This is a genomic window from Rhizobium freirei PRF 81, from assembly GCF_000359745.1.
Classification (GTDB): Bacteria; Pseudomonadota; Alphaproteobacteria; order Rhizobiales; family Rhizobiaceae; genus Rhizobium; species Rhizobium freirei.
The window spans coordinates 66,900-91,519 of sequence record NZ_AQHN01000011.1; the positions used below are offsets into that span (position 1 = coordinate 66,900).

The following is a 24,620-nucleotide window of genomic DNA, read 5'->3' on the forward strand; positions in this document are numbered from 1 at the left end:
GTAGTGGCCTCTGCAGGTATGGGGGATAGCGATAAATCTCTTCAGAGCTGCATGCCAAGCGGAGCGTATTTTTGTGCCGTTGCCGATTTCCCTATGCGAGACTTACGGACCTGTCTTTAGCGCGCGGCTGAAGGCAGCGATGGTCATGCTAATCAGCTGCGCGTGAATCTCTTTCCGCGGCCGGCCTCCGCCGTCCGTGCAGATTGGATCACCGATCTTTTCAGATAAGACGATCGCCGACGCACCGGGTTTGCAGTCAGCGAACATGCTGTAATGGCTCGCATCCTCGATCGTCGTATAGCGCGCCGTCGGAATTGCTTTTGCTACCTTGGAAGCGTCTGCCGTCAGCGGAATTTTTCCAGGCTGACCAAGGTTTACAATATCGACCGGAATCGAAATGTCGGAAAAACTCTTGAAGTCGAATATGTCGATCGGGGCGGGATCGATTGCCATGGCAAAACGAATGCGCTTATCTTCGTTGTCCCGTCCGGCGAGCTGTAAATTCATGGCGTGAAGATCAACGCCGCTTTGCCTGATCCACCCGCAAAGGGAAGGATTGAGCTTGTCCGTATCACAATAGCTCGCCAGGAGCTTTGGCTCCATGCGGGCGCCCGCTATTGCCAAAGCCGTACTGCCACCCATGGATAGACCAAGAGCACCGATTTTGCCCTGGCTGAGGTTGGTTTTGAAAAGAGCTTCCGTCTCCATTGCATTCAAGGTTTCAGTGAGATCGTCAGGTCGCAACCAGACCTTCATCGTTTCAGCTGCTGACCTGTTCTTTCCCGAATTTCCCGGATGCGTTGGACTTGCTACTACGAATCCCTGCTGAGCAAGGGGTGTTGCGATCCAACTCATAGCTTCTGGGTTTCCAGCCAGACCAGCACCGTGCGAAAGCAGGATCAGCGGAAATTTTCCGTCGGAGATTGGCGCGTCGCGCATGGCTGGCGTGCCTACAAAGAACATGCTCTCGCCTAGTACTGCTGCCGTACCACCTGATTTTGCCGGATACCACACCGTGACATCGAGATTATTGCCGCGCTCTTTTGACGGCACCACGATTTGATGCACGCCAACGCTCTCGTTAGCGCCGGCTGGGTATTGCATCATCAGCATGGGGGTTACGGCGACGCAAAACATGGCTCGGACTTTCATCGGAATCTCCTATCCAGCAACATGGGGCAACGTGCAGGCTCGTTTGCCGCGCAGCTTCCGCCAGCGAAGCGCTCGCCTCGATGAGTCTGCGGTCGTGTTCCATGAGCACGTTCATGCCGCTAGCATCGGCGGATCAGGCCTAAACTCGACCTCGAACATGTTTTTGATCGTACTGAATCGCGATTTCGTACGTCAGGAAGGCCGGCTTAAGGTTGGGCTTGGTCGCATCTGTCGCCATTGCACCGGCGTCATATCTGTCACACGGCGGAATTCGCGATTGAAATTGGATTTGGTCTGGAAACCGACTTCAAGCATGACCTCGGTTACGGATTTGTCTGTTTCGGTAAGTAACCGACATGCATCGGCGATACGGAAGTCATTGACGAACTGGGAGACATTCTTGCCGGTGGCACGATTGATTGCCGTCGAAATCTGCCGGGTTGGAAGGACAGCTTTGCGCGCCAGGCGATCGAGATTGAGATCTGGGTCACGGTAGAACCGCTTTGTCTCCATAAGCGACCGAATTGTGCCGAGCGTTTCTTTGTCCGTCTGCTCGGCGATTGAGGGGATCACTTCATCAGTCTCGGCGGTCGCCCGGCCGCGAACGGCCATTGCGCTAGCGATCGATAATATGATCAGCGCGAGGAGGTTGCCGACCGCCACCATGGCTGCCGCGTGCTTGCCGTGGGTCCAGGAAAAGTCCAGGGCTACGAGGAGGTCGAGTGCTGCCGATAGAAACAGCGTCGCGGCAGCGAAAATCAGCGCGCGATAGACTGATGGCGCACTCTCGAATGGAGTTCGCCTTAGAGCGTCTGGGCCCGGCTGCATCAAATGCAGGATCGCTGCGGCGTACCCAGTGAAGATTGCAGGAAGGACGACGTCGATTGCGTTTCGCCGCACAACTATCAGCAGAATGATAAGTGCGGCGGGGAGCGCATGCAGGCTGAGACGAGCAACGGCGAAGATGCGACGCTTCTGAACCAGTTTGGCCGCACCGCAATAGGCCAGCGGTGGCACGAGAGCTGCGCCCACCGGAGAGATATACGTCACAGCCTCGATGCTGTACCCCCACCGCAACCCTGAAAAAAACGCTTGGAACGCGCTGAGCAGGATCAATAGGAGAAAAGGGGAGTTACGCGCTCTCCCAATCGATGCTGGTCCGTCATTGTCGTTCGACATCGTGACGAACAAGATGAGGAGCAGAATGGCGACGACAAAGGAAAGCGGGATGAGTGGCATCCGGTCATCTCTCTCTGAAAGAAGCTTTCTGACTGACACCGTCTCCGCTTCAAAAATCCTTTGTCGCAAAATTCCCGATCAAAGCAACAGTTTGGCTTTTGATTTTTGCACCATTGCGAAGTCAGGCTGTCCCGGCGATCGTGCTAAGCAGCATTCCGCGTGAAAACTATCCTTGGCGCTGGAATGCGTACGACGGGACGAAGTTCGCAGCTTCAATCTCGGCGCAGCAATTGAAGGCTTAAAGTTAGCATATCTGCCCAGCGCTTTTTGCTATTCCCTTCCTGTCATAGACGTGTTACCAGCCCTCGCCAACTTCCAAGCAACACTTGCAAGATCGCCCGGTAGACGATTCGTTCCGGGCTTTCCTGTTTTTCACAGACGAAGGAATTGGCCATGGCACGCATCATTGAAACGTCAACCGGGTTGGATGCTCTCACATTCGACGACGTGCTCCTGCAGCCGGGGCACTCCGAGGTCATGCCGGGCCAGACGAATATCGCCACCCGCATCGCCCAGGACATCGAGCTCAATCTGCCGATCCTCTCCGCCGCCATGGACACGGTGACGGAAAGCCGCCTCGCGATCGCCATGGCCCAGGCCGGCGGCATGGGCGTTATCCACCGCAATCTGACACCGGTGCAGCAGGCTGAAGAGGTCCGCCAGGTCAAGAAGTTCGAAAGCGGCATGGTGGTCAATCCGGTCACCATCGGCCCGGACGCGACGCTTGCCGAAGCGCTCGCCCTGATGAGGGCGCACGGTATTTCCGGCATTCCGGTCGTCGAAAAGTCGCATCGCCTCGTCGGCATCCTCACCAACCGCGACGTCCGCTTCGCCTCCGATCCTCAGCAGAAGATCCATGAGCTGATGACCCGCGAAAATCTCGTGACGGTCACGGACGGCGTGCAGCAGCATGAAGCCAAGCGCCTGCTGCACACGCATCGCATCGAAAAGCTGCTCGTCGTCGATGGCGACGGCCGCCTCGTCGGCTTGATCACGGTCAAGGATATCGAGAAGTCGCAGCTCAACCCGAATGCTTCGAAGGACGCGCAAGGTCGTCTGCGCGCCGCTGCGGCCATCAGCGTCGGCGATGACGGCTTCGAACGCGCCGAACGCCTGATCGAGGCCGGCGTCGACCTTCTGGTCGTCGATACCGCTCACGGTCACTCGCAGCGCGTTCTCGATGCCGTCGCCCGCGTCAAGAAGCTTTCCAACTCGGTGCGTATCATGGCCGGCAACGTTGCCACCTATGACGGTACGCGGGCGCTGATCGATGCCGGCGCTGATGCAGTCAAGGTCGGTATCGGCCCCGGCTCCATCTGCACGACGCGTATCGTCGCCGGCGTCGGCGTGCCGCAGCTTGCTGCCATCATGTCGGCTGTGCAGGCCGCGCAGGACCAGAACATCCCGATCATCGCCGATGGCGGCATCAAGTTCTCCGGCGACCTGGCAAAGGCGATCGCCGCCGGCGCATCCGCCGCCATGATCGGCTCGCTGCTGGCCGGCACGGACGAAAGCCCGGGCGAGGTCTATCTCTATCAGGGCCGCTCCTTCAAGGCCTATCGCGGCATGGGCTCCGTCGGCGCCATGGCGCGCGGCTCGGCCGACCGCTATTTCCAGGCCGAGGTCCGCGACACGCTGAAACTCGTTCCGGAAGGCATCGAAGGCCAGGTTCCCTACAAAGGCCCTGTCGCCGGTGTGCTGCATCAGCTCGCAGGCGGCCTCAAGGCTGCCATGGGCTATGTCGGCGGCGCCGATCTCAAGCAGTTCCAGGAGCGTGCGACCTTCGTCCGCATCTCCGGCGCCGGCTTGCGCGAAAGCCATGCCCATGACGTCACGATCACCCGTGAAAGCCCGAACTATCCGGGCGCAGGCGGCTGATCGATGGCGGATCGCGCTTCTGGCAACGTCAGGTCCCTAGGGGGCCTGACGGCGATCCTCGCAGTGCTTTCGCTGGCACTATTTGCCTGGATCTATGCCGGCTTCGTCCGCGCGTTCAGCGATGCCGCGGCCGGCCAGCAGATGCTCGATGCGCGCATTGGCGGCTATGAGCGCGACGATGTCGTCGCCATGCTGCTCTACCTCAAGGATCATCCCGATCCGGCCGCGATCCTGCATTCCATGTATCTCGGGCCGGAGCTGATCTTCCCGCTTGTGTTGGGCGGGCTGCTGTTTTGCCTGATGCGCCTGATCGGTCCGGGCGGCTTTTTCTTCGGCCGGCCGATCCCGCCCGGCGCGACTGCAGTTATTTTTTGCCTGCCGATCTTCTATACGATTGTCGACTATGCCGAGAATATCGCCGGCCTGATACTTTACCCGCCGGCAACGCCCTCCGATGCCACGGTGTCGCTGCTGGCGAGCCTGTTGCCTATCGTCGTCAGGCTGAAGTTCCTGACGCTGGTGGTCACCGTTATTCTACTGGCCCGGTTTGCCATTTTTCGCTACCTCTCGCCGGACGGCTCGCGGCCGTCCTGATCGACCCTATCGGCATTCTGGCATTCCAAAGGAGTTGGCGACGTGACAGGCTATGAAATATTCTGGCCCATGGTGGCGCATGCGGTGCTGGTCTTCATCCTCTATGCGCTCCTGGGGTGGCGTCGCCGCGTTCTGGTGAAAGCGGGCCTTATTCAGCCCGCAAGCTTTCGCGAGAACCACGCCGCAAACGAACCGGCCGGAAGCTTGGTGGTACGAAACAGCCTCGCCAATCAGTTCGAGCTTCCTTTGCTCTTCCACGTCTGCTGCATCCTGCTTTATACGACGCAGGCGGATAATCTGCCTTCGGTGATCCTCGCCTGGATATTCGTCGTCACGCGCTACGCCCATGCTTTCGTGCATGTGACCAGCAATAACCTTAGCTACCGCAGCCCGCTCTTCGCTCTCGGCTTCGTGGCGCTGGTCGGCATGTGGGTCTGGCTCGGCATCTGGCTCGCCTTCTCCTGAGTCGCATGCGTGACCGCGGGCGCAGCCGACGGTCACGTCTTTGTGTTTTTCCTTTACCGCTACGTCGCCATCCGCTGACCTATCTTGTCAGCGGATGGCTGGCTGTTTGCGCCTGCCGCGCGGAAGAATAGGGAGAATAGGATCATGAGCACGGAAAAGCCCGTCGTGACGCAGGCGATGATCAACGCCTATGACGAGTACACGCATCTGACGCTCGATCGTCGCGGCTTCATGGAAAAGCTGACCAAGCTTGCAGGGTCTGCCGGCGCGGCGGCCGCCATCGCGCCGCTACTCGCCGCCAATAAGGCGAGCGCTGAGGTCATTGCCGCTGGCGACACCAGGCTGGAGGCGAAGGATGTGACCTTCGCCGGCAGCAGGGGCGAGATGAAGGGCTATCTCGTTCGGCCCAAGGACGCGGCCGGCAAGCTCGGCAGCATCATCGTCATCCATGAAAATCGCGGCCTCAATCCGCATATCCGCGATGTCGCGCGCCGCATGGCGCTGGAAGGCTTCGTGGCGCTTGCACCGGATTTCCTTTCCCCGCTCGGCGGCACGCCCGAGGATGAGGACAAGGCACGCGACCTGTTCACCAATCTCGATCCGGCGCTGACGGCAGCCAATGCCGAGGCGAGCCTGACTTACCTTTCCAAGCTTGACGGGAGCAACGGCAAGGTCGGTGCGATCGGCTTTTGCTGGGGTGGCGGCGTCGTTAACCGTTTTGCGACGATCTCGCCAGAATTGAAGGCGGGGGTCGCCTATTACGGCGCGCAGCCGCCGGCAGGCGATGTGCCGAAGATCAAGGCTGCCTTGCTGCTGCACTACGCCGGCCTGGACGATCGCATCAATGCCGGCATCGACGCCTATCGCAAGGAGCTGCAGGCGGGCGGCAAGACCTTCGAGATCTTCGTCTATGACGGCGTCAATCATGCCTTCAACAACGACACGTCGGCTGCCCGCTACGACAAGAAGGCGGCTGATCTGGCCTGGGGCAGGACGGTTGAGTTCTTGAAAAAATACCTGTCCTAGAACGAGACGAATCGTCGATATCGGCCTGCCGTCCACAGGTTGATTACCGGGTCGAAACCATGTTTCGGCCGCGGTTCCGGGGCTTTGCCACGGTTCCTAACTAATGATTAAAATTGGACTTTTCCCGTTTACGCGCATTGAACGTGTCGGATGTCATAGCGTCTGCCGCGCCTAGGCGTCGTTCAGTATGATAATGAAACGGGCAAAGAATGAATTCGAATAACCCCGACCGCATCACGTTTCGAAAGAAGCCACAGCAGGAGCGGAGCATTCAACGTGTCGATGCTATCCTGTCGGCGGCGGCCGCGCTGATCGCCGAGAAGGGGGTCAGCGGCATGAAGATGACGGAACTGGCTGTGGTGGCCGGAATCCCAATCGGTTCCGTCTATCAATATTTCCCCGACAAGGCGGCGATTGTCCGGGCGCTGCTCGACCGCCATGCCGATCTCATTCAGCAGAAGGTCGAGGAGGCTTTCGCCGGCGTCAAGTCGCGCGATCACGCCATCGAACTCGTCTGCGGCATGATCGATTGGTACTATCGCGAATTTCGCGGCGATCCCGCCTATCTCGGCGTATGGCTTGGCACGGATATCGACAGGGACATCCTGCAGCTCAACATATTGCACAGCAATCGCGTCGCCGGCATATTCCGGGAGAGCATTCGGCCCTTCCTGCCGGCTGAAAGCCGGATCGACCTAGAGGCGCGCACCCAACTCTTCAGCCATCTGATCGGTGCATCGATCCGCTTTGCCATCATGAGCGACGATGACATGGCCTTGCGCGCGTTGAACGAATGGAAACAGGTGATCCGCGTCACCCTGCTGGCGGAGCCGATATCGTAACGGCGGCCGAAGAAGATCGGTTGGTGGGCAGTCGGTTCACCAACCCGGCAGAATTTGGCCGGCGCGCTGCCGCGGATAGATGCGCGCGTAGGTCTTCACATCGCCATCGAGATCGTCATCCACGGCTGCCGGCGTGATATTGTCCAGGCAGGCGGAGATATGGGCCGTGATGGCGTTCATCAGCGACACCGAAAGTCCGGGCCTCTTCATGATACCGATCTGCACTGGCGGCAGAGGCGGGAAGCCGTCGGCCTGCGTCAGCACCTTCATGCCGGTGCGCAACGCCGATTCCGGCATGACCGAAACCGCCATCCCAGCCAAGACGGCCGCAGCGACGACGGTGCAGGACCAGCTGGTGAACAGGATCTGATAGTCGCGGCCGCCCGCATCGAGCGCCGAGCAGGCAAGCTGGCGCCACTGGCAGTCTCGCCGCCCGACGGCAAGCGGAATGGGCGCGTCGTCGCGCAGCGGATGGTTGGCAGAGCCGACCCAGCAGAGCGGTTCCGTCCGCACCACATCCGACATCCGTTCGCGCGGATTGTGAGTGACGAGCGCGATATCGAGCTCGCCGCGATGCATACGCTCGGCGAGATCCACCGAAGGCTCGCAGACGATATAGAGCTCGACATTCGGATGCGTCTTGGCGAAGCGGCCGATGATCTCAGGCATGTAGCGATCGGCATAGTCGTCCGGCGTGCCGATGCGCAGCGTACCTTCCAGCCGATTGTCGTCGAAGGCGGCGATGGCTTCATTGTTGAGGCGAATGATGCGGCGAGCATAGTTCAGGAGCTTTTCGCCCTCGGCCGTCAGGCGGTTACCGCGGCCGTCCTTGATGAAAAGCTGCTTGCCGACACGCTCTTCCAGCCGGCGCATCTGCATGGAAACGGCAGATTGCGTCTTGAACACCCGGTCGGCCGCCTTGGTAAAGCTGCCGGAATCCACGATTGCGATGAAGGTCTGCAACTGATCGATATCAAGCGGCGCGGACATGGGCTCACCTATAAAGGAGTTTGATAGTTATCATTAGAAACATTCGTTGGACTGATCAATAGGGCTTTGGCATCTTCTGAATGCAATTCAGCATACCAATCGAACAGATATTCCTGTCGAACTCCTCCCGGCCTGTGCCCCTTCCCAGATCTCTGGGAAGGGGCTTGGCTGACGTGTGCCTCAAGGAAAGGACTACGGAAATGCGCACGACAGATCAGACCCTTGACCTCGGCCTTGCAACGCCATCGCTGTCTTTGACGGCGCGTATGATGCTTGCTTTCCGCAAAGTGGCATTCGTCTGGCGCGCTCTCCGCAATCGACGCGAGATCAATTACCTGAATGAGCTGGACGACAGCCAGCTGCGGGACCTCGGCCTGACCCGCCAGGACCTCAATGCCGCGCTGACCACGTCGACCTTCTTCGAGGATCCGTCCGCTCATCTGACCCAGTCCGCGCGCCGCTGCGCGCGACCCTCCGCCTTCGGCAGCATGCGCAGCTGAGCGCGGACACTCGTTTCCCCGCAGGGTGATAGCCAATAAGCCCTGCTTCTTTCCCGGTGTTCGGCCCAAGGGCCAGCACCGGGTTTTTTCTTTCTGGAGATGCCGTTCCGCAGCAGACCATGCGCGGAGAAGTTGCTTCCGACAACAACTGCCTTATCTTAAAGCCGATCGAAACAGCAGGATGCCACGATGGCCACGGTGATCTTCTTTCACTCCGTCTACGGTTTGCGTTCGCTCGAGCATGAGGCAGTCGAGCGCGTGCAGGCGGCAGGGCACAAGGCTTTCGCCCCGGATCTCTACGACGGGCTGATCGCCCGATCGATCGAAGAGGGCTTCGAATTCAAGGACGAGATCGGCTGGCCGACGATTTGCGAACGCGCGGAATGGGCGCTGGCGGGGTTGCCGGCCGCCACCGTGCTTGCCGGATTTTCGATGGGCGCCGCCGTTGCGGCAAGTCTCTGGCCGAAGCGGGAGAAGACCGCCGGCGTGCTGTTCCTGCATGGCATTGCGGCCATCGCAGACAATGCCCGCAAGGGTCTGCCGCTGCAGCTTCATCTTGCCGATCCCGACCCGTTCGAGCCAGAGGAAGACGTCGCTACGTGGCGGCAAGCCACTGCACGATCCGGCACCGCTGCGGAGATCTTCAGATATCCCGGCGGCGGCCATCTCTATACCGATGCCAGCCTGCCCGACTACGATGCCAAGGCAGCCGACCTCACCTGGAAGCGCGTTATCGGCTTCCTGGATGCAATCGACACCCGAACTTAAGCGATCCCGACTTGAAACGGCGCAACTTGTCGCTTAGTTTATAGGCATCGTTGATACCAACAGGATGTGTGCAGCAATGGATTTCACCTCGACCGCAATGCCGTTCAGCCTTGCCATCGAGGAAATCCGTATTCATGCCCATATCCATCGTTCTATCCAATCTTTCGTGGTCCACGCCTGACGGCCGGCCGCTCCTTTCCCATCTCGATCTGAGTTTCGGCGCCGAGCGCACCGGCCTTGTCGGCCGCAATGGCGTTGGCAAGACGACGCTGATCAAGCTTGTCTCCGGAGAGTTGCAGCCGCAATCCGGCAGCGTCTCCTTCAACGGCAGGCTCGGTATCCTGCGCCAGAGCGTTCAGGTGCAGACCGATGAAACCGTCGCCGATCTCTTCGGCGCGAGCGACGCACTTGCCATACTGAAACGGGCGGAGGCCGGCGAGGCGACGAATGAGGAACTCGCCTCGGCAGATTGGACGCTCGAGCAGCGCATCGCTTTGGCGCTTGACCGCGTCGGGCTCGACGTTTCGCCGGAAACGCGTCTCGTGACCCTGTCGGGTGGACAGCGCACGCGCTGCGGTCTCGCCGCCCTCATCGTCGATGACCCCGATTTCCTGATCCTCGACGAACCCACCAACAATCTGGATCGCGACGGTCGCAAGGCTGTGATCGATCTCCTCTCGGGCTGGCGGGCAGGGGCTATCGCCATCAGCCATGACCGGGAACTGCTCGATACGATGGATGCGATCGTCGAGCTGACGTCGCTCGGCGCGTCGCGCTATGGCGGCAACTGGAGCCGGTATCAAGAACGCAAGGCGCTGGAGCTTTCAGCAGCCGAACATGATTTCGCCGAGGCGGAGAAGCGCGTCGCCGAAGTCGAAAGAAACGCGCAGGCAGCCGTCGAGCGCCAGGCAAGGCGTGATAAGATCGGCCGTAAACTAGCGGCCAAGGGCGGCATACCGCGCATCGTGCTCGGAGGGATGAAAGAGCAAAGCGAGATGACGGGCGGCGAGAACAAGCTGCTCGCCGAACGGCGTCGCGGCCAGGCCCTTCAAGATGCTGCCGCCGCTCGGGAAAGGATCGAGATCCTGCAGCCCCTGACAGTCAAGGTTCCGGCATCGGGATTGCCTGCGAACCGGATCGTCCTGAAGATGGAGGGCGTCAGCGCCGGCTATGACCGGGAACGGCCGATCTTCCACGACTTCGATTTCGTCATGACCGGGCCGGAGCGCGTCGCAATCACAGGGCCGAACGGCTCAGGCAAGACAACGCTGCTGGCGCTGATTTCCGGCGCACTGGAACCCTGGAAAGGGACGGTGCGCGTCGTCTCATCCGCTCTATTGGACCAGAGGGTGAGTTTTCTCGACCCGTCGCTTTCGATCCGCGACAATTTCCGCAGGATCAATTCGGACGCGGACGAGAATGCCTGCCGGGCCGCCTTGGCGCGTTTCATGTTCAGAGCCGATGCCGCGCTGCAGATCGCTTCCAGCTTAAGCGGCGGGCAGCTTTTGCGCGCGGGGCTTGCCTGCGTGCTCGGTGGCTCGTTGCCGCCGTCTCTGCTCATCCTCGATGAGCCGACCAACCATCTGGATATCGATTCCATTGCGGCGGTCGAAGCCGGGCTGCGCGCCTATGACGGGGCGCTTCTGGTCGTCAGCCATGATGAAGTGTTTCTCGACAATATCGGCACAGAGAGACGGCTCGAGCTGGCCGCACGAGCCGTTTCATCTTCTGACCGATAGTGTCAGGCGTGGCTTGGGCCGGCGATACGATCGAGTTCGGCGATCGCATCTTCCGGCAGCTCCAGCTCGGCGGCCGCGATATTCTGCCTAAGGTGGGCAAGCGACGAGGTGCCCGGAATGAGCAGGATGTTCGGCGCTCGATGCAGCAGCCAGGCGAGCGCCACCTGCATCGGCGTCGCCTTCAGCCGGGCGGCGACGTCGGAGAGCGCCGAGGATTGCAGCGGCGTGAACCCGCCGAGCGGGAAGAAGGGCACATAGGCGACGCCATCACGGGCAAGCGAGTCGATCAGCGCGTCGTCCGCACGATGGGCGAGATTATATTGGTTTTGTACGCAGACGATCTCTGTGATCCTGCGACCCTCGGCAATCTGGTTGGCGGTGACGTTGCTGAGCCCGATGTGACGCACGAGGCCCTCTTGCTGGAGACCAGCCAGAATTGTCAGCGGCGCTTCGATGGATCCTTCAGCGGGGCCATGCACATCGAGCATGATGCGCAGGTTGACGACATCGAGCACGTCCAGTCCCAGATTGCGCAGATTGTCGTGCACCGCCTGCTTCAGCTCGTCGGGCGAGAAAGCCGGCAGCCAGGAGGCGTCCGCACCGCGCCGTGCGCCGATCTTGGTGACGATGACGAGATCGTCGCGATAGGGATGGAGCGCTTCTCGAATCAGTCGGTTGGTCACATGCGGACCGTAGAAATCGCTGGTGTCCATGTGGTTGACACCCGAGTCGATGGCTTCTCGCAGAACCGCAAGCGCCGTCTCATGGTTTTTCGGCGGGCCGAAGACGCCGGGGCCTGCGAGCTGCATGGCGCCATAGCCGAGCCGTTTGACCTTGAGGTCACCGAGGGTAAAGCTGCCGGATTGATCGATTTTGGACATGCCTGTCTCCTTTCAAGATGAAAGCACAAATAGGCTGTATTTTAGTGTAAGATAACTGAGCGCAATGTGCACGGGCTGTGCGATACGGCGAACAATGCACCTCAGCCATGACGCGATACTTCTACAGGTCATCGTGATGTCGAGCCGGTTGAACCTGTCCGAGCGACCTGCTCACGTACCCCGCTAACAGCGGGATGAAGCATGCGATCATACTTCGCGAAGCCGTTCCCGCAGGAACTCGATAAAGCGTTGTGTCTTGGCGGGGAGCAGGCGTGTTTCGGTGACTGCATAGACCGAAGTGGCAGCCAATTGCCATTCCGGCAAGATACGCCGCAGTTGTCCGCTCGCCAGCTCTTCCATGACGACTCTCTCTGGAAGGGCGCTAATGCCCATCTCCAACACCGCGAGCCGTCGGATCATGGCGACGCTATTGCCGCGAAAGCGACTGCCCACCGTGGTCTCAACGCTTTCCGCTTCGCGATGGAGGACCCAGCTGCCGATATTCTGCATCGTCAGACATTGATGCTGCTTCAGCTCAGACGGATGGTGCGGTTCGCCGTTTTGTTCAAGATAGCCGGGCGCAGCATAGAGCCGGGGCGTAAGCCGGGCGATGACCCGTGCGATCAGGTTTGACGCTTGAGGGGCTGCCATGCGGATTGCCAGATCAAAAGGTTCGGCAACGAGATCGACGTTGCGGGGCGTCAAGTCGAAATCGAAGTCCATACCCGGGTAAAGCGCGGCGAACTCCGGCAGCAGCGGCGCCAGATATGTCGTCGCGAAGTCCACGGGCAAGGAAACTCTGAGCACGCCGCTTGGTCGCGCAACCATCTCCCCCAACTGTTCATGAGCTATCCTCGCCTCTTCGACGATGCGTTTGCTGCGCTCATAGTAGAGCTGCCCTGCTTCGGTAAGTTCGATCCGACGCGTCGTGCGATGCAGAAGACGCAATCCGATCGACTTCTCGAGAAAGCTGATCCTGCGGGAAAGCGTGGAGTTCGGCATGCCAAGCGTCTCCGCTGCACGGCGAAAGCTTCGGGCTTTCACCACCTCAACGAAAAGAGCCATGTCATTCAGGTATTCCATAAAGATTGCGCCATCATTGGAATAATCATTTCCACAATAGCCCGTTTATGCCATCACGGAAAAGTCCCATGTCTTGTCCGAACAGACAGAAAGGACGTTCCATGAGCAAGATTTTCACATCCACTCGCCTCGGCCGCATCGAGATTGCCAATCGCCTTGTCATGGCGCCGATGACCCGTTCTCGCGCCGATGATGACGATGCCGTGCCGGGAGACTTGGTCGCTACCTACTATGCGCAACGCGCAAGTGCGGGCCTGGTTATCACCGAGGGCGTCTTCCCCACATCTGGCGGCAAGGGTTATGTGCGTACGCCCGGTATCCAAACCGAGGCACAACTCAAGGCATGGAAAGCCGTGGTCGATGCCGTTCACGCTGCGGGTGGGCACATTTTCCTGCAGCTGATGCATACGGGCAGAATCTCCCATCCCCTATTGCTGCCTGCCGGCGAACTGCCGGTCGCTCCTTCGGCCATCCGTCCGAACGGGCAGACCTGGACCAATGAGGGTCAAAAGGATTTTGTCACGCCCCGCGAGCTCTCGCTCGCCGAGATCAGGGAGATTGTCGGAGGTTATCGCGTCGCAACACAAAATGCACTTGCCGTCGGCTTTGACGGCGTCGAACTCCATGGCGCAACGGGTTATCTTCCAGAGCAGTTCCTTTCGTCAGGCAGCAACCAGCGCACGGATGAATATGGTGGCTCTGTCGCTAACCGCGCCCGTTTCATGCTCGAAGTCCTGGCAGCGATGATCGAAGAGGCCGGGGCCGGCCGGGTCGGTCTGAAGATTTCGCCGGAGATGAATTTCAATGATATATCGGACGCCGATCCGAAGGAGACCTATTCCTATCTGGTTGAGCATCTTCCGGCTTCGGACATGGCCTATCTCCATGTCGCATTGTTCGGAGCGACGGTGAATTATCATGAGCTGCTGCGTCCGCGTTTTGCCGGAGCTTATATCATCGGCGGTGGGCTCACGCGGACAAGCGCTGATGACCTCTTGAAGGAAGACAAAGCCGACGCTGTGGTTTTCGGCAGCGCGTTTCTTGCCAATCCGGACCTGGTGGAGCGCTTCCGCCGCAACGCGCCTCTAAATGAACCGGATCGTTCGACCTTCTATACCCCCGGAGCCGAAGGCTACATCGATTATCCAACGCTCGCAGGATAGGGGCACGCGAGCCGCCTGTGCATCCGCAGCTGGCTGCTCCATTCCTGACACGGACAGCGCGGCTAAGACTTGCTTTCGGGCGTCTTGGCCGGGCTGCTGTTTTGCATGTAGCTGTCGAAGATCGATTCCATGTTCTTCTGATAGCTCTTCTGCACTTCCAGACCGCTGTCGAACATCGCGTTGAACATCTCGGTATATGCGGCCATGTCGACGCCGGCAGGTTTTGGCTTCGGCTCTTCCTTCGGCGGCTCGGCCGCCATCGGGAAGTTCTTCATCATGTCCTGGAAGGCCTTGGCAAAGGGATTGTCGAGGAACGGATTGGTCTGCGCCGGCTTATCATGCTTGACGCTATCGGCGCCGAACATCAGTTCCATCGCCTGCGTGAAGGGATTGTCGAAGATGCTCGCCTGTGGCGTGGGCTTCTGCTTCGGCGCAAAACCGATGGTCTGCAGCCAGCCCTGCATCATCTCGCCCATGGCCGTGTTGAGGAAGGGATTGACCATTGGCGGGATCTGGCCGCTTGTCTCCTTGAAGAGGCCGCCCATCAGCGTATCGGCCATGGCAGGCAGCATGCGCTTGTAGATTTCCTGACCGATACCGGTCATCTGTGCGGCTTGTGCCGCGATCGCGCGGGAAACATCCTTGGAGCCGAACAGCCGCGCCAGGACGCTGTTGCCGTCAGCGACGCCTTCAGGCGTGAAGGCCTTGCTCATGTCCTCGAAATACTTGGCGTAGCTGCCCGACGAGATGTCCTGCATCACGCCCATAAAGTTGTAGGGGTCGGTGGCACTGCGTTTGAAGCCGGTCGAGAAGGCCGGCATCAGCGCGGCCATCGCCTTGGTCGCCTGTTCCTGCGCGAGATTGAACTGCTTGGCCATGGCCTCCGTGGCGGCGCCGTTCTGTGCCTGCATCATCATGTCGAAGAGTGGCAGCATCGAAGTCCCTTTCCCCGCAATGAGGCCGCGTCGGAATCAGGCGGCGCTTGATTCCGGTAGTATAGCGGGAAAAAAGAGGGCGCATACCGGTTTCTGCCCTCATGCTATCCAGGCTATGAAGGCAGACGATCCAACGATCAGTATTGATATTCCTCGAAGATCGGCTCGACCGACTGGTTCCAACGGCCGTTGTAGAGCATCAAGAGATCGTCGGCGAGCGTGCCCTTCTTTGCAAGCACTTCGTCGAGCGGTGCGAGGAAGACCGTTTCGTCCTGCCCGTCGCCATTCACGCGGCCGCGGTTCTTCAGGCCGAGGCGGGAAATGCCGACGACTTCGCGCGCCACATCCATGAGGCTGTGGCCGTTGATCGAAGCTTTCAGGCCCTCTACCGGCACGACGTCGCGCAGCGCGTTGACCTCGTCGAAGCTCCAGTTCTTGGTCAGCTCGTCGGCTGCCGTCAGCGCCTCGTCGTCATAGAGCAGACCGACCCAGAAGGCCGGCAGCGCACAGATGCGACGCCAGGGGCCGCCGTCTGCGCCGCGCATTTCCAGGAAGCGCTTGAGACGCACGTCCGGGAACAGCGTCGAAAGATGGTTCGTCCAGTCGCCCATCGTCGGCTCCCAGTCGGCGATCTCGCCCTTCAGCGCACCGTCCATGAACTGGCGGAAGGTAACATGGGTACAGTCGTGGTAGTGCCCGTCGCGGACGACGAAATACATGGGAACATCAAGCGCCCACTTCACATAGTCTTCAAAGCCGAAATCGTCGCGGAAGGTGAAGTCGAGCAGGCCGCTGCGGCGGTTGTCGGTATCGCGCCAGATGTCGCCGCGCCAGGAGGACAGCCCGTTCGGCTTGCCTTCCGTGAAGGGGGAGGAGGCGAAGAGCGCCGTTGCCAGCGACTGCAGCTTCATCGAGACGCGCATCTTGCGGCGCATGTCCGCTTCCGAGGAGAAATCGAGATTCACCTGGATCGTACAGGTGCGATACATCATGTCGAGACCCTTGGTGCCGACCTTCGGCATGTAGTGGGTCATGATCTCGTATCGCGATTTCGGCATGCGCGGCGTTTCGGCCAAGGTCCATTTCGGGCTGCCGCCGACGCCGAGGAAGCGAATGCCCATAGGCTCTGCGATCTCGCGCACCGTCGCCAGATGGGCGTTCGATTCCTTGCATGTCTCGTGGATGGTTTCGAGCGGCGCGCCGGAGAGTTCGAACTGGCCGCCGGGCTCGATCGAGATCGCACCCATGCCGGTGGGTTCGCCGAGCCCGATAATGTTCTCGCCATCCATGATCGGCTCCCAGCCGCTCTTTGCCTGCAGCCCCTTGAGGAGCGCGGAAATGCTGGCATCGCCGAAATAGGGCACGGGGCTGTTGTCGGCGCGGAAGAATACGAATTTCTCATGCTCCGTGCCGATGCGGAATTTTTCCTTCGGCTTGTTGCCGGCGGCCAGATAGGCCGTCATTTCCGAGACCGAGGAGAGCGGAGTCTGGTCGGTAGTGTCGCGCGCCATGGTATTACCTTAGATCTCGGAGGATAACCCGCGCCAGTCGCAGGTCAATTGGAGGGTGATTGACGCGGATTGAGGTACGGTGCAAGTGAATTTCTTTCAAGGGTCGTTCAAAAAAATAGGATTTTATGTCTCGCAAGTGCATCACAGTCGTGACAGCGACCGGCATATTTGCACAAGCGTTCAAGACGTCTCGCTATTAGCACCGATAATTCGCTTCGACTGACGGCAAGCGGAGCATATCGATGAACGGTCCAGACGGCCTTTACTATCCTATGTTGACGCTGCTTGTGGCCTCGCTGGTGATCATGGGAAGCCCTGGCCCCTCGACGATCAGCGCCACGGCGATGGGCGCGGCCTATGGCTTCCGGCGGTCGCTCGGCTACGTTTCCGGCCTTATCGCAGGCACGGTGGCGGTCTTGCTGGCTGTCGCAGCCGGCATCGTTGCGATCCTTTTGTCGGTGCCGCATGGCGCCTTCCTGCTGACGGTGGTCTCGGCCATCTATATCCTCTATCTCGCCTTCAAGATCGCCACCGCGCCGCCGCTGTCGCGCCGCAATGATCAGGCGGCAGCACCGGCCTTTTCAGGCGGCTTTCTGCTGGCGGTGGCCAATCCCAAGGCCTATCTGGCGATTGCCGCCGTCTTTGCCGACGTCAACCTGTTTCAGGACCAGAGACTACTCGACGCCACGGTCAAGATCGCACTGCTGACGGGAATGATTGTCGCCATTCACTTGATTTGGCTTCTTGTCGGCGCGTCGCTCTCACGCTTCCTGCAGCATCCGACGATTTCGCGGATCGTCAACATTTCGCTGGCGATCCTGCTGATCGCTGCAACCATGGTTGCAGTCCTGGAGTGAAGACTCAGTTCCAGTCGCCGATCGCTGCCTGGATCACCGCCATGGCGGCAACGGCTGCCGTGTCGGCACGCAGGATGCGCGGTCCGAGCGGAATGGCGGTGACGAAATCGAGGCTGCGGAGCAAAGCGCGCTCCTCTTCGGAGAAACCGCCTTCGGGGCCGACCAGCAGCGCCAGATGCTTCTCCTTCACCTGCTTCAACAGCGGCAGCGGATTCTGGCCGGCATCGCCTTCGTCGCAATAGATGATGCGCCGCTCGTGCGGCCAGCCGGCGAGCAGGTCGGTCAGCTTCACCGGTTCGGCGACATCGGGAATGCCGAGAATGCCGCATTGTTCCGCCGCCTCGATGACATTGGCTTTGACCTTGTCCAGATTGGTGATCTTGCCCTGCACATGCTGCGTCATGACCGGCTGCAGCAGGCCGGCACCCATTTCGACGGCCTTCTGCACGAGATAGTCGAGCCGCCCCACCTTCAGCGGCGCGAAGAGATAGTGCAGGTCGGAGGGGGCTGGCTGCGGCCGCGTTTCTTCGACAGGCGTCAGCAGGATGCGCTTGCGGGAGGGGAAGGAAACGCCGGCCTTCCATTCGCCGTCGCGGCCATTGAAGATCAGCAGCTCGGCGCCGTCTTCCATGCGCAGCACATTGGCGAGGTAGTTGAACTGATCCTGCTCGGCCTCGATGGCCAGGTTTGCCTTGATATCTGACGTCACGAACAGCCGCTGCATGCGGAAATTGGCGCGCATGAATTACCCCCTAAAGCAGTTCCAGGAAAAGTGCGCAGCGGTTTTCCGTCCGGAATTGCGTAAATACAAAAAGATGAAGCAGTTCGAATATGCGGTGAGAAGCCGAACCGTTCTAAATGAAGAGCGCGACCATAACCCAATATACGCCGGCGGCAAGCAGGGCTGCGACCGGAACGGTGATCGCCCAGGCGGCGATGATGGTCATGAAGTGCGAGCGGCGCACCAGGCGGCGGCGATGGATTTCGTCGGGATTGCGCTCGTCGGCAGTTTCCGGCTCGGTCCAGGGGATGCCGGCGGCTTCGGCTCTCTTGCGCATATAGGCGAAGCGCCGTTTTGAACGGACGGTCGACCATTCGCGGAAGAAGCCGACCCCGAAAACCGCTCCGACGGCAATATGGGTCGAGCTCACCGGAAAGCCGAACCATGCGGCGACAATAACGGTGAGCGCCGCAGATACGGCGACGCAATAAGCCCGCATCGGATTGAGCTTGGTGATCTGTTCGCCGAGGAGGCGGATCAGGCGCGGTCCATAAAGCAGCACGCCCACTGAGATGCCGCAGCCGCCGATCATGACCACCCAGAAGGGAGCCTTATGCGTCGTTGTTTCGGTCAGTACGTTGAGCGAGCCGCCGAGGCCGATATCGCGGACGATTGCCGCGAGTGGGCCGATGGCGTTGGCGACGTCGTTGGCGCCGTGCGCGAACGACATCAAAGCCGCAGAACAGATCAATGGCAGGCGGAAGAGCTTGCGCAGCGCGCTGTTCTTGTTTTCGAGCCCAACGGATTGCGCCGCCACAAAGGGACGAGCGCCAAACCAGGCGATGACGCCGACGCCGATACCGATCGCGAGGTTCACGATATTGGGGACCGTGCCTTTGGGCTCCAGCTGAACGACGAGATAGCCCGTGAAGGCGCCGGCCATAAGCCCGATCAGGATCGGGATCCAGTATCTGGCGGCGGCGATCTTGTCGTCGCGATAGACGATGAAGGTCTCGATGAAATAAAGGATGCTGGCGGCGATGGTGCCACCAAGGAAGGGCGTTATCACCCATCCCGCCGAGATTGCCGCCAGCACATGCCAGTTCACGAGTTGCGGGCCGACCGCGGCCGCACCCGCGCCGACGACCGCCCCGACAATCGTATGCGTCGTCGAGACCGGCGCTTTCAGCCAGGTGGCGAAATTGATCCAGAGCGCTGCGGCCAGCAGTGCGGCCATCATCAGCCAGGCAAGCTTGCCGATACTCACGATGCGGTTGGTATCGACGATCTGGCTCGATATGGTGCTGATGACCGGGCCGCCGGCGATCGCCGCGCCGAGGACCTCGAAAATGGCCGCCATGACCAGCGCCTGGGTCATGGTGATCGCGCGCGCGCCGACGGCGGCGCCGACGTTGTTGGCGACATCCTTGGCGCCGATGTTCATGGCCATGTAGCCGGCAAGCGCGACGGCTGCGAAGATCAGCGTGGCCCGCGGCTGGTCGAAGACATAGATGCCGGCAAAGACCATGGCCAGGCCGAGAAAGACAAGCCCGATGCCCGGCGCCACCAGGCGCCTCGCAACGTGATGGGTCGCATCCTCGACATAGGTGAACTTGTCGAGATCCTTATCGAGCGTCCTCTTTACTGGTGTAGCCGGTCGGTCGGGCATGCAATTCTCTGGATCAAATCTCTCGTATTGCGCTGGCCGATGAGGCGCGCAACGTCAGCCACATATCCTGGCACAGTTTTTTGTGAGTAATGTGGCTTACTTGGCCTGGATTGCGGCGGGAGCAGCCGCAATCCGCTGTGCGAAGGCGAGAATGAGATCGCGCAGCTCAGGTTCCCGCACGCGCCCGGCGGCCTCCTCGCAGGAAACCCATTCCATCGAGCGCTCGCCCTTCTCCTTGAAGGTCTTGGCGAGTTCGCCGACTTCGAGTGCGTAGACCTGTACGCGGCATGGCACCTGAATGCCGTCCTTCAGCACCTTGTCGTAGCCGAATGTGCCGAGCGGCTCCATCTCAACAGCGCCGCGCACGCCGGCTTCTTCATAGGCTTCGCGCGCCGCGACCTCGTGGGAGAGCTTGCCCGGCATCGGCCATCCCTTGGGGATCACCCAGCGGCCGGTGTCGCGGCTGGTCAGCAGCAACACTTCCAGATCGCCGGTCTTCTTCTTCAGTCGATAACAGAGCGCAGCATATTGCTGTCGCGGCGGGCGCCGAAACATGAGTTGCACATCATTTGCTACACGGCTGAGAAAGGCCAATTGTCGGGTCACCTTCAGGGATTCAAAACGCTGTTACGATTCAATCGTAACATGGTGTGGAAAAAATTTGCGCTCTATATGCTAATATATGGTATTTCCCCACAAATTTATTGAGTGGTGAATAGATAAAAATAAATGGGTTTGCTCACTGATATTCGCCAGTGATTGTGTTGAAAGCGACATTCAACAGCATTTTCATGCCGCAGATGGCGCAGTTGCTTGGGCCGAGCCTGCTATTGCACTGGAAAGAAAGATAAAAACTTGCCATGTCTGAACGCAATATGCCTGGACGCCTGCCACCTCTGAATGCATTGCGGTCCTTTGACGCCGTGGCGCGGCGCGGCAGCATTTTGAAGGCGGCGGATGAACTCGGCGTCGTGCGCGGCGCTGTCCGGCAGCAATTGAATCTGCTCGAAGCCTATTTCGGCGTACCTCTGTTCGAGCGGGAGAACGGTCGGCTCGTATTGACGGCCAAGGGCGGGGCGTTTGCCGATTCCGTCGGTATCGCTTTCGGCATTCTTGCGCGCGCTGCCGCGGAGCTATCTGAGGGAGGCCGGCGCGTCCTCCGTCTCGGCGTTCCCTCTGCCTTTGCCGTCTGGTGGCTGATGCCGCGTGTTGCCGATCTGCAGGCCGCCCTTGAAGGCATCGATATAGACATCGTGCCGATGGCGACCGTCGAGCCTCTGGCCAGACGCGCCGATCTCGAAGCAGTGATCATGGGTGGAGAATACAGGCCAACGCGCGATATCACCGCCATACGCTTCATGGAGGATGAGTTCGGTCCCGTCGCCGCGCCGGATGTCGCGGCACGCCTCGTCCTTGGCACCGGCGTTGCGGCCTTGGCCGGCGCGATGGCGCTGGGCAGCCGTTCCGCACCGAGCCTCTGGGATGACTGGTTCGCGGAAAGCGGCCACGCACCTGTTCGCTTCGCGGCCAAACGAGAATTCGAGGATCTGCTGCTCGCGATCGGTGCCGCCCGCTCGGGCCTCGGCGTTGCCATTGCCCCGCGTACGGCCGTTGGCGACGATCTCGGACGTGGCACGCTGATCGCGCCTTATGGTTTCATTCGGCGGCCAGCCGGGTATAGCCTCAGCATTCGCAGCAGCGACACGAAGGATCCCGCGCTCGTCCGGCTGGCGGATTGGTTGAGCGGGGCAGGGGCTGGATAACTTTTTCTGGCAATGCATCAGTCCCGAGTCAGAGGGTTGATGGGAATGGCAGATTTTCTGCCATATGACGCATTCCAATGTTCATCGACAGGTTGCTGCCCGTCGTGCCAGATCGCCACATCGAAGCAGCAGCCAGGAGCACATCATGGATCAATCCTCTTCTCTGTCCCGTATCGATTGGGTTGCCCAAAGCTGCCGGCTGCTGGTTGCAACTGCCGCGGAGTTTCGCGGGACGAAACCCTTTGCCGGCTTGACGATCGGCACCGGCATTCATCTGGAGCCGAAGACGGTCGCGTTGCTGATGACGCTACGCGCCGGCGGTGCGAGCCTCGTCTGCACCGGCAATCTCAACAGCACCCAGCCGGAAACGGTGGATTATCTGCGGGCGCGGGGCATCAAGGTCTTTGCCACACAGACCCGCGATGCCGATGAGCATGGCGCAAGCCTCGATGTGATCCTGGCGGAAAAGCCGGATCTACTGCTCGACAATGGCGGCGATCTCTTTGCCCGTGCCGCCGACAAGCCCTATCCCAGCCTGCTTGGCGGCACGGAGGAAACCACCTCCGGCCGCACCCGGCTGCTGCCGATGCGCGATAGGCTCAACATGCCGATCCTCGTCATCAACGACAGCCCGATCAAGCAATTCGCCGAAAACCGGCATGCCGTCGGACAGAGCCTATTCGAGAGCTATCTGCGCTTCACCAATCGCTCCACCAACGGCAAGCGCGTCACCGTCTTCGGTTATGGCGCCTGCGGTAAGGGAACGGCAGCGTGCTTCCGCAACGCCTTTTCCGCTGTCAGCGTCGTCGATATCGATCCGGTCACGACGCTCGAAGCGCATCTCGATGGCTTCACGACGCCGCTGCGCGAAGCGGCGATCCGTTCCGCCGATATTCTCGTAACAGTTACCGGCTATCCGAATATCATCACGGTGGCTGATCTGCCTTTGATCAGAGATGGCGCGATCCTGATGAATGGCGGCCACTTCCCGCATGAGATCGACGTCGAGGCATTCCGCAGCAGCCTCGAGGTCGCCGGCATCGATCGTTACGAGGCTGAACATATCGAGACCGTGCGTATGCGCGACGGCCGCGCCTTCCACATTCTCGGCGGCGGCCATATGGCCAATCTCGCCGGCCCGCGCCCGCTCGGCAATACGGTCGAATCCATGGACCTTGGCTTCACCCTGCAGGCTCGCTGCCTCGAGCGAGTCGCCAAGGGCGGGCTTGGCAGCGAGGCTTGCGTCATCCCGGTCCCCGCCGATATCGACGCCGTGGTCGCCTCCGCCTATCTGGATCTGGCGCGCTAGCAAAAAAGAGCGGTCAGGCCCCGGCCAGCGCCTCCGGCAGTAATCGATCGTAAAGCCCGGCCATCTCATCGCCGAAGCAGCAGAAAATGATCTCGCCGAAAGCGCCATCGGCGCTTTCGGCAACGGCGATGCGCGTGGCGATCCCTGCTGCTGGCGTAGCTGGAAAGCGATAGATGCCCGTGGAGATGGCAGGGAAGGCGATGGTTCTGAGGCCATGTTCGCGGGCAAGGCCTAAGCTGTTGCTATAGCAGCCCGCCAGCAGCTCGTCCTCGCCATTGGCGCCGCCGTTCCAGAGGGGGCCGACCGTGTGGATGACATGCCTCGCCGGCAGGCGATATCCCTTGGTGATCTTCGCTTGCCCGATCTTACACCCCTTCAGCATCCGGCATTCGGCGACAAGGTCCGGCCCCGCGGCTCGGTGGATCGCGCCATCGACGCCGCCTCCGCCGAGAAGGCTGCTGTTGGCGGCATTGACGATGGCATCGACGGAAAGCCTGGTAATGTCGCCGAGAACGACGGTGAAGCGTGTCCCGGTCGTACCTGAGAGATCGGAGCGAATGGTTTCAAGCGCGGACATGCTGATCTCCTCGATTTTCGAAGACCTCTCCTATCGCTCCCAATAGGGCACAGGGCCATAAAGTTCCGTCAGGAAGTCGATAAACACGCGAACCTTCGCCGGCAGGAACTGCCTGGTCGGATAGACGGCGGAAAGCGTCACGTTATGCGATCCTTCATAGGCCGGCAGCACCTGGACGAGACGGCCGTCGCGCAGCTCCGGACCGATGTCCCAGGTGGAGCGCAGCGCAATGCCGAAACCGGCAATGACCGCTTCGCGGATCACTTCGCTGGAATTGGTGATGAGCTTACCCTCCGGGCGGAAGGTGAGGCTTCCGTTGGGGCCGTCCAGCCGCCAGGGATCGTGATTGTGCGCCGGCAGGCAGACATGCCGGCGCAGATCCTCGATGTCTCCGGGCATGCCGTGGGTTTCAATATAGGAGGGTGCGGCGCAGAGCACCCGGCGCACGGGCGCCAACCGTCGGGCGACAAGGCTGGAATCGGTAAGCTCGGCAATACGGATGGCAAGATCGAAGCCACCGCCGACGATGTCGACGAACTCGTCGCTGAGCACCAGATTGATCGCCAGGTCCGGATGTGCCTGCATGAAGGATTTCAGGTGCGGGGCGATGTGCAGCCGGCCGAAGGAGGTGGGCGCGGAGATCTTCAGCGTACCCTGCATCTGCGCCGAGCGGCCGGCAATATAGGCTTCCGCCTCTTCCAGTCCCGCCAGGATGGCAAGCACCCGGTCGTAGAAGCCCTGGCCGGCCTCCGTTAGCGAAATCTGCCGTGTCGTGCGTTGCAAGAGCCGCGTGCCGAGCCTGTCTTCCAGGCGCTTGATGCGCTTGGAAATGACGGCCGGAGAAAAGCCGAGCGCGCGGCCGGCCAGCGACATGCTGCCTGTGGCAACGACGCTGGCGAAGATTTCGAGATCCCCAAGATTGGTCATGCACGATTATTTCCCGTTTTGGAATAAATGC

At 60.4% G+C, this 24,620-nt stretch carries 24 protein-coding genes; 12 read left to right on the forward strand and 12 right to left on the reverse strand.

The genetic code is table 11. From position 1 onward, the window contains the following. Positions 1-102: 102 nt before the first annotated feature. Both RHSP_RS04305 and RHSP_RS04310 read right to left on the reverse strand, forming a co-directional pair. Positions 103-1,152: an alpha/beta hydrolase family protein gene (locus RHSP_RS04305; RefSeq protein ID WP_004109594.1), complete on the reverse strand. Its 1,050-nt coding sequence runs from the start codon at positions 1,150-1,152 to the stop codon at positions 103-105. Positions 1,153-1,344: 192 nt separating this feature from the next. Then, positions 1,345-2,391: a helix-turn-helix domain-containing protein gene (locus RHSP_RS04310; protein WP_004109598.1), complete on the reverse strand. Its 1,047-nt coding sequence runs from the start codon at positions 2,389-2,391 to the stop codon at positions 1,345-1,347. Positions 2,392-2,784: 393 nt separating this feature from the next. On the opposite strand from RHSP_RS04310, the gene guaB reads away from it, so the two are divergent. The 5 genes from guaB to RHSP_RS04335 all read left to right on the forward strand — a co-directional run bounded on the left by guaB (position 2,785) and on the right by RHSP_RS04335 (position 7,196). Then, a complete protein-coding gene (gene guaB / locus RHSP_RS04315) occupies positions 2,785-4,269 on the forward strand; it encodes an IMP dehydrogenase (protein ID WP_004109600.1) in 1,485 nt (494 codons plus the stop codon). Between the two features lie 3 nt (positions 4,270-4,272). After that, positions 4,273-4,863 carry a hypothetical protein gene (locus RHSP_RS04320; protein ID WP_004109603.1) on the forward strand — a complete coding sequence of 197 codons (591 nt, stop codon included), beginning with the start codon at positions 4,273-4,275 and terminating at the stop codon, positions 4,861-4,863. A gap of 42 nt (positions 4,864-4,905) precedes the next feature. Further along, a complete protein-coding gene (locus RHSP_RS04325) occupies positions 4,906-5,328 on the forward strand; it encodes an MAPEG family protein (protein WP_004109606.1) in 423 nt (140 codons plus the stop codon). A gap of 144 nt (positions 5,329-5,472) precedes the next feature. Beyond that, positions 5,473-6,354, forward strand: coding sequence for a dienelactone hydrolase family protein (locus RHSP_RS04330; RefSeq protein WP_004109609.1), 882 nt, complete (start codon positions 5,473-5,475; stop codon positions 6,352-6,354). Positions 6,355-6,563: 209 nt separating this feature from the next. Then, complete coding sequence (locus tag RHSP_RS04335) at positions 6,564-7,196, forward strand: TetR/AcrR family transcriptional regulator (RefSeq protein ID WP_004109620.1); 633 nt, start codon at positions 6,564-6,566, stop codon at positions 7,194-7,196. A 36-nt stretch (positions 7,197-7,232) separates the two neighbouring features. Here RHSP_RS04335 and RHSP_RS04340 read toward each other — a convergent pair whose 3' ends face one another. After that, on the reverse strand, positions 7,233-8,186 hold the full coding sequence (locus RHSP_RS04340) for a LysR substrate-binding domain-containing protein (protein ID WP_004109622.1): 954 nt from the start codon (positions 8,184-8,186) through the stop codon (positions 7,233-7,235). 200 nt (positions 8,187-8,386) lie between these two features. Here RHSP_RS04340 and RHSP_RS04345 point away from each other — a divergent pair, with 200 nt between their 5' ends. The 3 genes from RHSP_RS04345 (at position 8,387) to RHSP_RS04355 (ending at position 11,193) form a co-directional block, all read left to right on the forward strand. Further along, the gene (locus tag RHSP_RS04345; protein ID WP_004109625.1) at positions 8,387-8,686 is read left to right on the forward strand and encodes a DUF1127 domain-containing protein; all 300 of its coding nucleotides are present in this window, start codon (positions 8,387-8,389) and stop codon (positions 8,684-8,686) included. Between the two features lie 189 nt (positions 8,687-8,875). Continuing rightward, positions 8,876-9,454 (forward strand): dienelactone hydrolase family protein, encoded by a 579-nt coding sequence (locus RHSP_RS04350; protein ID WP_004109628.1) that lies wholly within the window; start codon positions 8,876-8,878, stop codon positions 9,452-9,454. A gap of 134 nt (positions 9,455-9,588) precedes the next feature. Further along, complete coding sequence (locus tag RHSP_RS04355) at positions 9,589-11,193, forward strand: ABC-F family ATP-binding cassette domain-containing protein (protein WP_037149580.1); 1,605 nt, start codon at positions 9,589-9,591, stop codon at positions 11,191-11,193. A 2-nt stretch (positions 11,194-11,195) separates the two neighbouring features. Here the strand turns inward: RHSP_RS04355 and RHSP_RS04360 are convergent, their stop codons facing one another. Both RHSP_RS04360 and RHSP_RS04365 read right to left on the reverse strand, forming a co-directional pair. Beyond that, a complete protein-coding gene (locus RHSP_RS04360; protein ID WP_004109633.1) occupies positions 11,196-12,074 on the reverse strand; it encodes an aldo/keto reductase family oxidoreductase in 879 nt (292 codons plus the stop codon). Between the two features lie 207 nt (positions 12,075-12,281). Then, a complete protein-coding gene (locus tag RHSP_RS04365; protein ID WP_004109636.1) occupies positions 12,282-13,157 on the reverse strand; it encodes a LysR family transcriptional regulator in 876 nt (291 codons plus the stop codon). Positions 13,158-13,258: 101 nt separating this feature from the next. Here RHSP_RS04365 and RHSP_RS04370 point away from each other — a divergent pair, with 101 nt between their 5' ends. Continuing rightward, positions 13,259-14,320: an alkene reductase gene (locus RHSP_RS04370; protein ID WP_037149763.1), complete on the forward strand. Its 1,062-nt coding sequence runs from the start codon at positions 13,259-13,261 to the stop codon at positions 14,318-14,320. Positions 14,321-14,382: 62 nt separating this feature from the next. Here the strand turns inward: RHSP_RS04370 and RHSP_RS04375 are convergent, their stop codons facing one another. Continuing rightward, entirely contained in the window at positions 14,383-15,255 is an 873-nt protein-coding gene (locus RHSP_RS04375) for a DUF937 domain-containing protein (protein WP_004109641.1), read from the reverse strand. Positions 15,256-15,392: 137 nt separating this feature from the next. Further along, positions 15,393-16,766, reverse strand: a complete 1,374-nt coding sequence (locus RHSP_RS04380) for a glutamate--cysteine ligase (RefSeq protein ID WP_004109642.1) — start codon at positions 16,764-16,766, stop codon at positions 15,393-15,395. Between the two features lie 242 nt (positions 16,767-17,008). Between RHSP_RS04380 and RHSP_RS04385 the strand changes: the two genes are divergently transcribed. Beyond that, on the forward strand, positions 17,009-17,623 hold the full coding sequence (locus tag RHSP_RS04385; protein ID WP_004109644.1) for a LysE family translocator: 615 nt from the start codon (positions 17,009-17,011) through the stop codon (positions 17,621-17,623). Between the two features lie 4 nt (positions 17,624-17,627). Here the strand turns inward: RHSP_RS04385 and RHSP_RS04390 are convergent, their stop codons facing one another. From RHSP_RS04390 to RHSP_RS04400, 3 genes are all read right to left on the reverse strand, one after another. Further along, positions 17,628-18,365: a 16S rRNA (uracil(1498)-N(3))-methyltransferase gene (locus RHSP_RS04390; RefSeq protein ID WP_004109647.1), complete on the reverse strand. Its 738-nt coding sequence runs from the start codon at positions 18,363-18,365 to the stop codon at positions 17,628-17,630. 112 nt (positions 18,366-18,477) lie between these two features. After that, positions 18,478-20,013 (reverse strand): inorganic phosphate transporter, encoded by a 1,536-nt coding sequence (locus tag RHSP_RS04395; protein ID WP_004109649.1) that lies wholly within the window; start codon positions 20,011-20,013, stop codon positions 18,478-18,480. A 96-nt stretch (positions 20,014-20,109) separates the two neighbouring features. Next, positions 20,110-20,607, reverse strand: a complete 498-nt coding sequence (locus RHSP_RS04400) for an NUDIX hydrolase (RefSeq protein ID WP_004109652.1) — start codon at positions 20,605-20,607, stop codon at positions 20,110-20,112. A gap of 266 nt (positions 20,608-20,873) precedes the next feature. Here RHSP_RS04400 and RHSP_RS04405 point away from each other — a divergent pair, with 266 nt between their 5' ends. Continuing rightward, positions 20,874-21,776 (forward strand): LysR substrate-binding domain-containing protein, encoded by a 903-nt coding sequence (locus RHSP_RS04405; protein ID WP_004109655.1) that lies wholly within the window; start codon positions 20,874-20,876, stop codon positions 21,774-21,776. Positions 21,777-21,921: 145 nt separating this feature from the next. After that, positions 21,922-23,085 carry an adenosylhomocysteinase gene (locus RHSP_RS04410; RefSeq protein WP_004109657.1) on the forward strand — a complete coding sequence of 388 codons (1,164 nt, stop codon included), beginning with the start codon at positions 21,922-21,924 and terminating at the stop codon, positions 23,083-23,085. A 13-nt stretch (positions 23,086-23,098) separates the two neighbouring features. Here the strand turns inward: RHSP_RS04410 and RHSP_RS04415 are convergent, their stop codons facing one another. Together RHSP_RS04415 and RHSP_RS04420 are read right to left on the reverse strand one after the other, a co-directional pair. Next, a complete protein-coding gene (locus RHSP_RS04415; protein WP_004109660.1) occupies positions 23,099-23,662 on the reverse strand; it encodes an O-acetyl-ADP-ribose deacetylase in 564 nt (187 codons plus the stop codon). Between the two features lie 30 nt (positions 23,663-23,692). Beyond that, entirely contained in the window at positions 23,693-24,589 is an 897-nt protein-coding gene (locus tag RHSP_RS04420; protein ID WP_004109663.1) for a LysR family transcriptional regulator, read from the reverse strand. Positions 24,590-24,620 lie beyond the last annotated feature (31 nt).

Excerpts from the sequence above, each read along its gene's own strand:
- RHSP_RS04415 (WP_004109660.1), bottom strand. The coding sequence starts at position 23,662 with ATGTCCGCGCTTGAAACCATTCGCTCCGATCTCTCAGGTACGACCGGG.
- RHSP_RS04390 (WP_004109647.1), bottom strand. The coding sequence starts at position 18,365 with ATGCGCGCCAATTTCCGCATGCAGCGGCTGTTCGTGACGTCAGATATC.
- RHSP_RS04380 (WP_004109642.1), bottom strand. The coding sequence starts at position 16,766 with ATGGCGCGCGACACTACCGACCAGACTCCGCTCTCCTCGGTCTCGGAA.
- RHSP_RS04305 (WP_004109594.1), bottom strand. The coding sequence starts at position 1,152 with ATGAAAGTCCGAGCCATGTTTTGCGTCGCCGTAACCCCCATGCTGATG.
- RHSP_RS04360 (WP_004109633.1), bottom strand. The coding sequence starts at position 12,074 with ATGTCCAAAATCGATCAATCCGGCAGCTTTACCCTCGGTGACCTCAAG.
- RHSP_RS04345 (WP_004109625.1), top strand. The coding sequence starts at position 8,387 with ATGCGCACGACAGATCAGACCCTTGACCTCGGCCTTGCAACGCCATCG.
- RHSP_RS04410 (WP_004109657.1), top strand. The coding sequence starts at position 21,922 with ATGGATCAATCCTCTTCTCTGTCCCGTATCGATTGGGTTGCCCAAAGC.
- guaB (WP_004109600.1), top strand. The coding sequence starts at position 2,785 with ATGGCACGCATCATTGAAACGTCAACCGGGTTGGATGCTCTCACATTC.
- RHSP_RS04365 (WP_004109636.1), bottom strand. The coding sequence starts at position 13,157 with ATGGAATACCTGAATGACATGGCTCTTTTCGTTGAGGTGGTGAAAGCC.
- RHSP_RS04405 (WP_004109655.1), top strand. The coding sequence starts at position 20,874 with ATGTCTGAACGCAATATGCCTGGACGCCTGCCACCTCTGAATGCATTG.
- RHSP_RS04395 (WP_004109649.1), bottom strand. The coding sequence starts at position 20,013 with ATGCCCGACCGACCGGCTACACCAGTAAAGAGGACGCTCGATAAGGAT.
- RHSP_RS04310 (WP_004109598.1), bottom strand. The coding sequence starts at position 2,391 with ATGCCACTCATCCCGCTTTCCTTTGTCGTCGCCATTCTGCTCCTCATC.
- RHSP_RS04320 (WP_004109603.1), top strand. The coding sequence starts at position 4,273 with ATGGCGGATCGCGCTTCTGGCAACGTCAGGTCCCTAGGGGGCCTGACG.
- RHSP_RS04375 (WP_004109641.1), bottom strand. The coding sequence starts at position 15,255 with ATGCTGCCACTCTTCGACATGATGATGCAGGCACAGAACGGCGCCGCC.
- RHSP_RS04340 (WP_004109622.1), bottom strand. The coding sequence starts at position 8,186 with ATGTCCGCGCCGCTTGATATCGATCAGTTGCAGACCTTCATCGCAATC.
- RHSP_RS04420 (WP_004109663.1), bottom strand. The coding sequence starts at position 24,589 with ATGACCAATCTTGGGGATCTCGAAATCTTCGCCAGCGTCGTTGCCACA.
- RHSP_RS04335 (WP_004109620.1), top strand. The coding sequence starts at position 6,564 with ATGAATTCGAATAACCCCGACCGCATCACGTTTCGAAAGAAGCCACAG.
- RHSP_RS04385 (WP_004109644.1), top strand. The coding sequence starts at position 17,009 with ATGAACGGTCCAGACGGCCTTTACTATCCTATGTTGACGCTGCTTGTG.
- RHSP_RS04330 (WP_004109609.1), top strand. The coding sequence starts at position 5,473 with ATGAGCACGGAAAAGCCCGTCGTGACGCAGGCGATGATCAACGCCTAT.
- RHSP_RS04350 (WP_004109628.1), top strand. The coding sequence starts at position 8,876 with ATGGCCACGGTGATCTTCTTTCACTCCGTCTACGGTTTGCGTTCGCTC.
- RHSP_RS04370 (WP_037149763.1), top strand. The coding sequence starts at position 13,259 with ATGAGCAAGATTTTCACATCCACTCGCCTCGGCCGCATCGAGATTGCC.
- RHSP_RS04355 (WP_037149580.1), top strand. The coding sequence starts at position 9,589 with ATGCCCATATCCATCGTTCTATCCAATCTTTCGTGGTCCACGCCTGAC.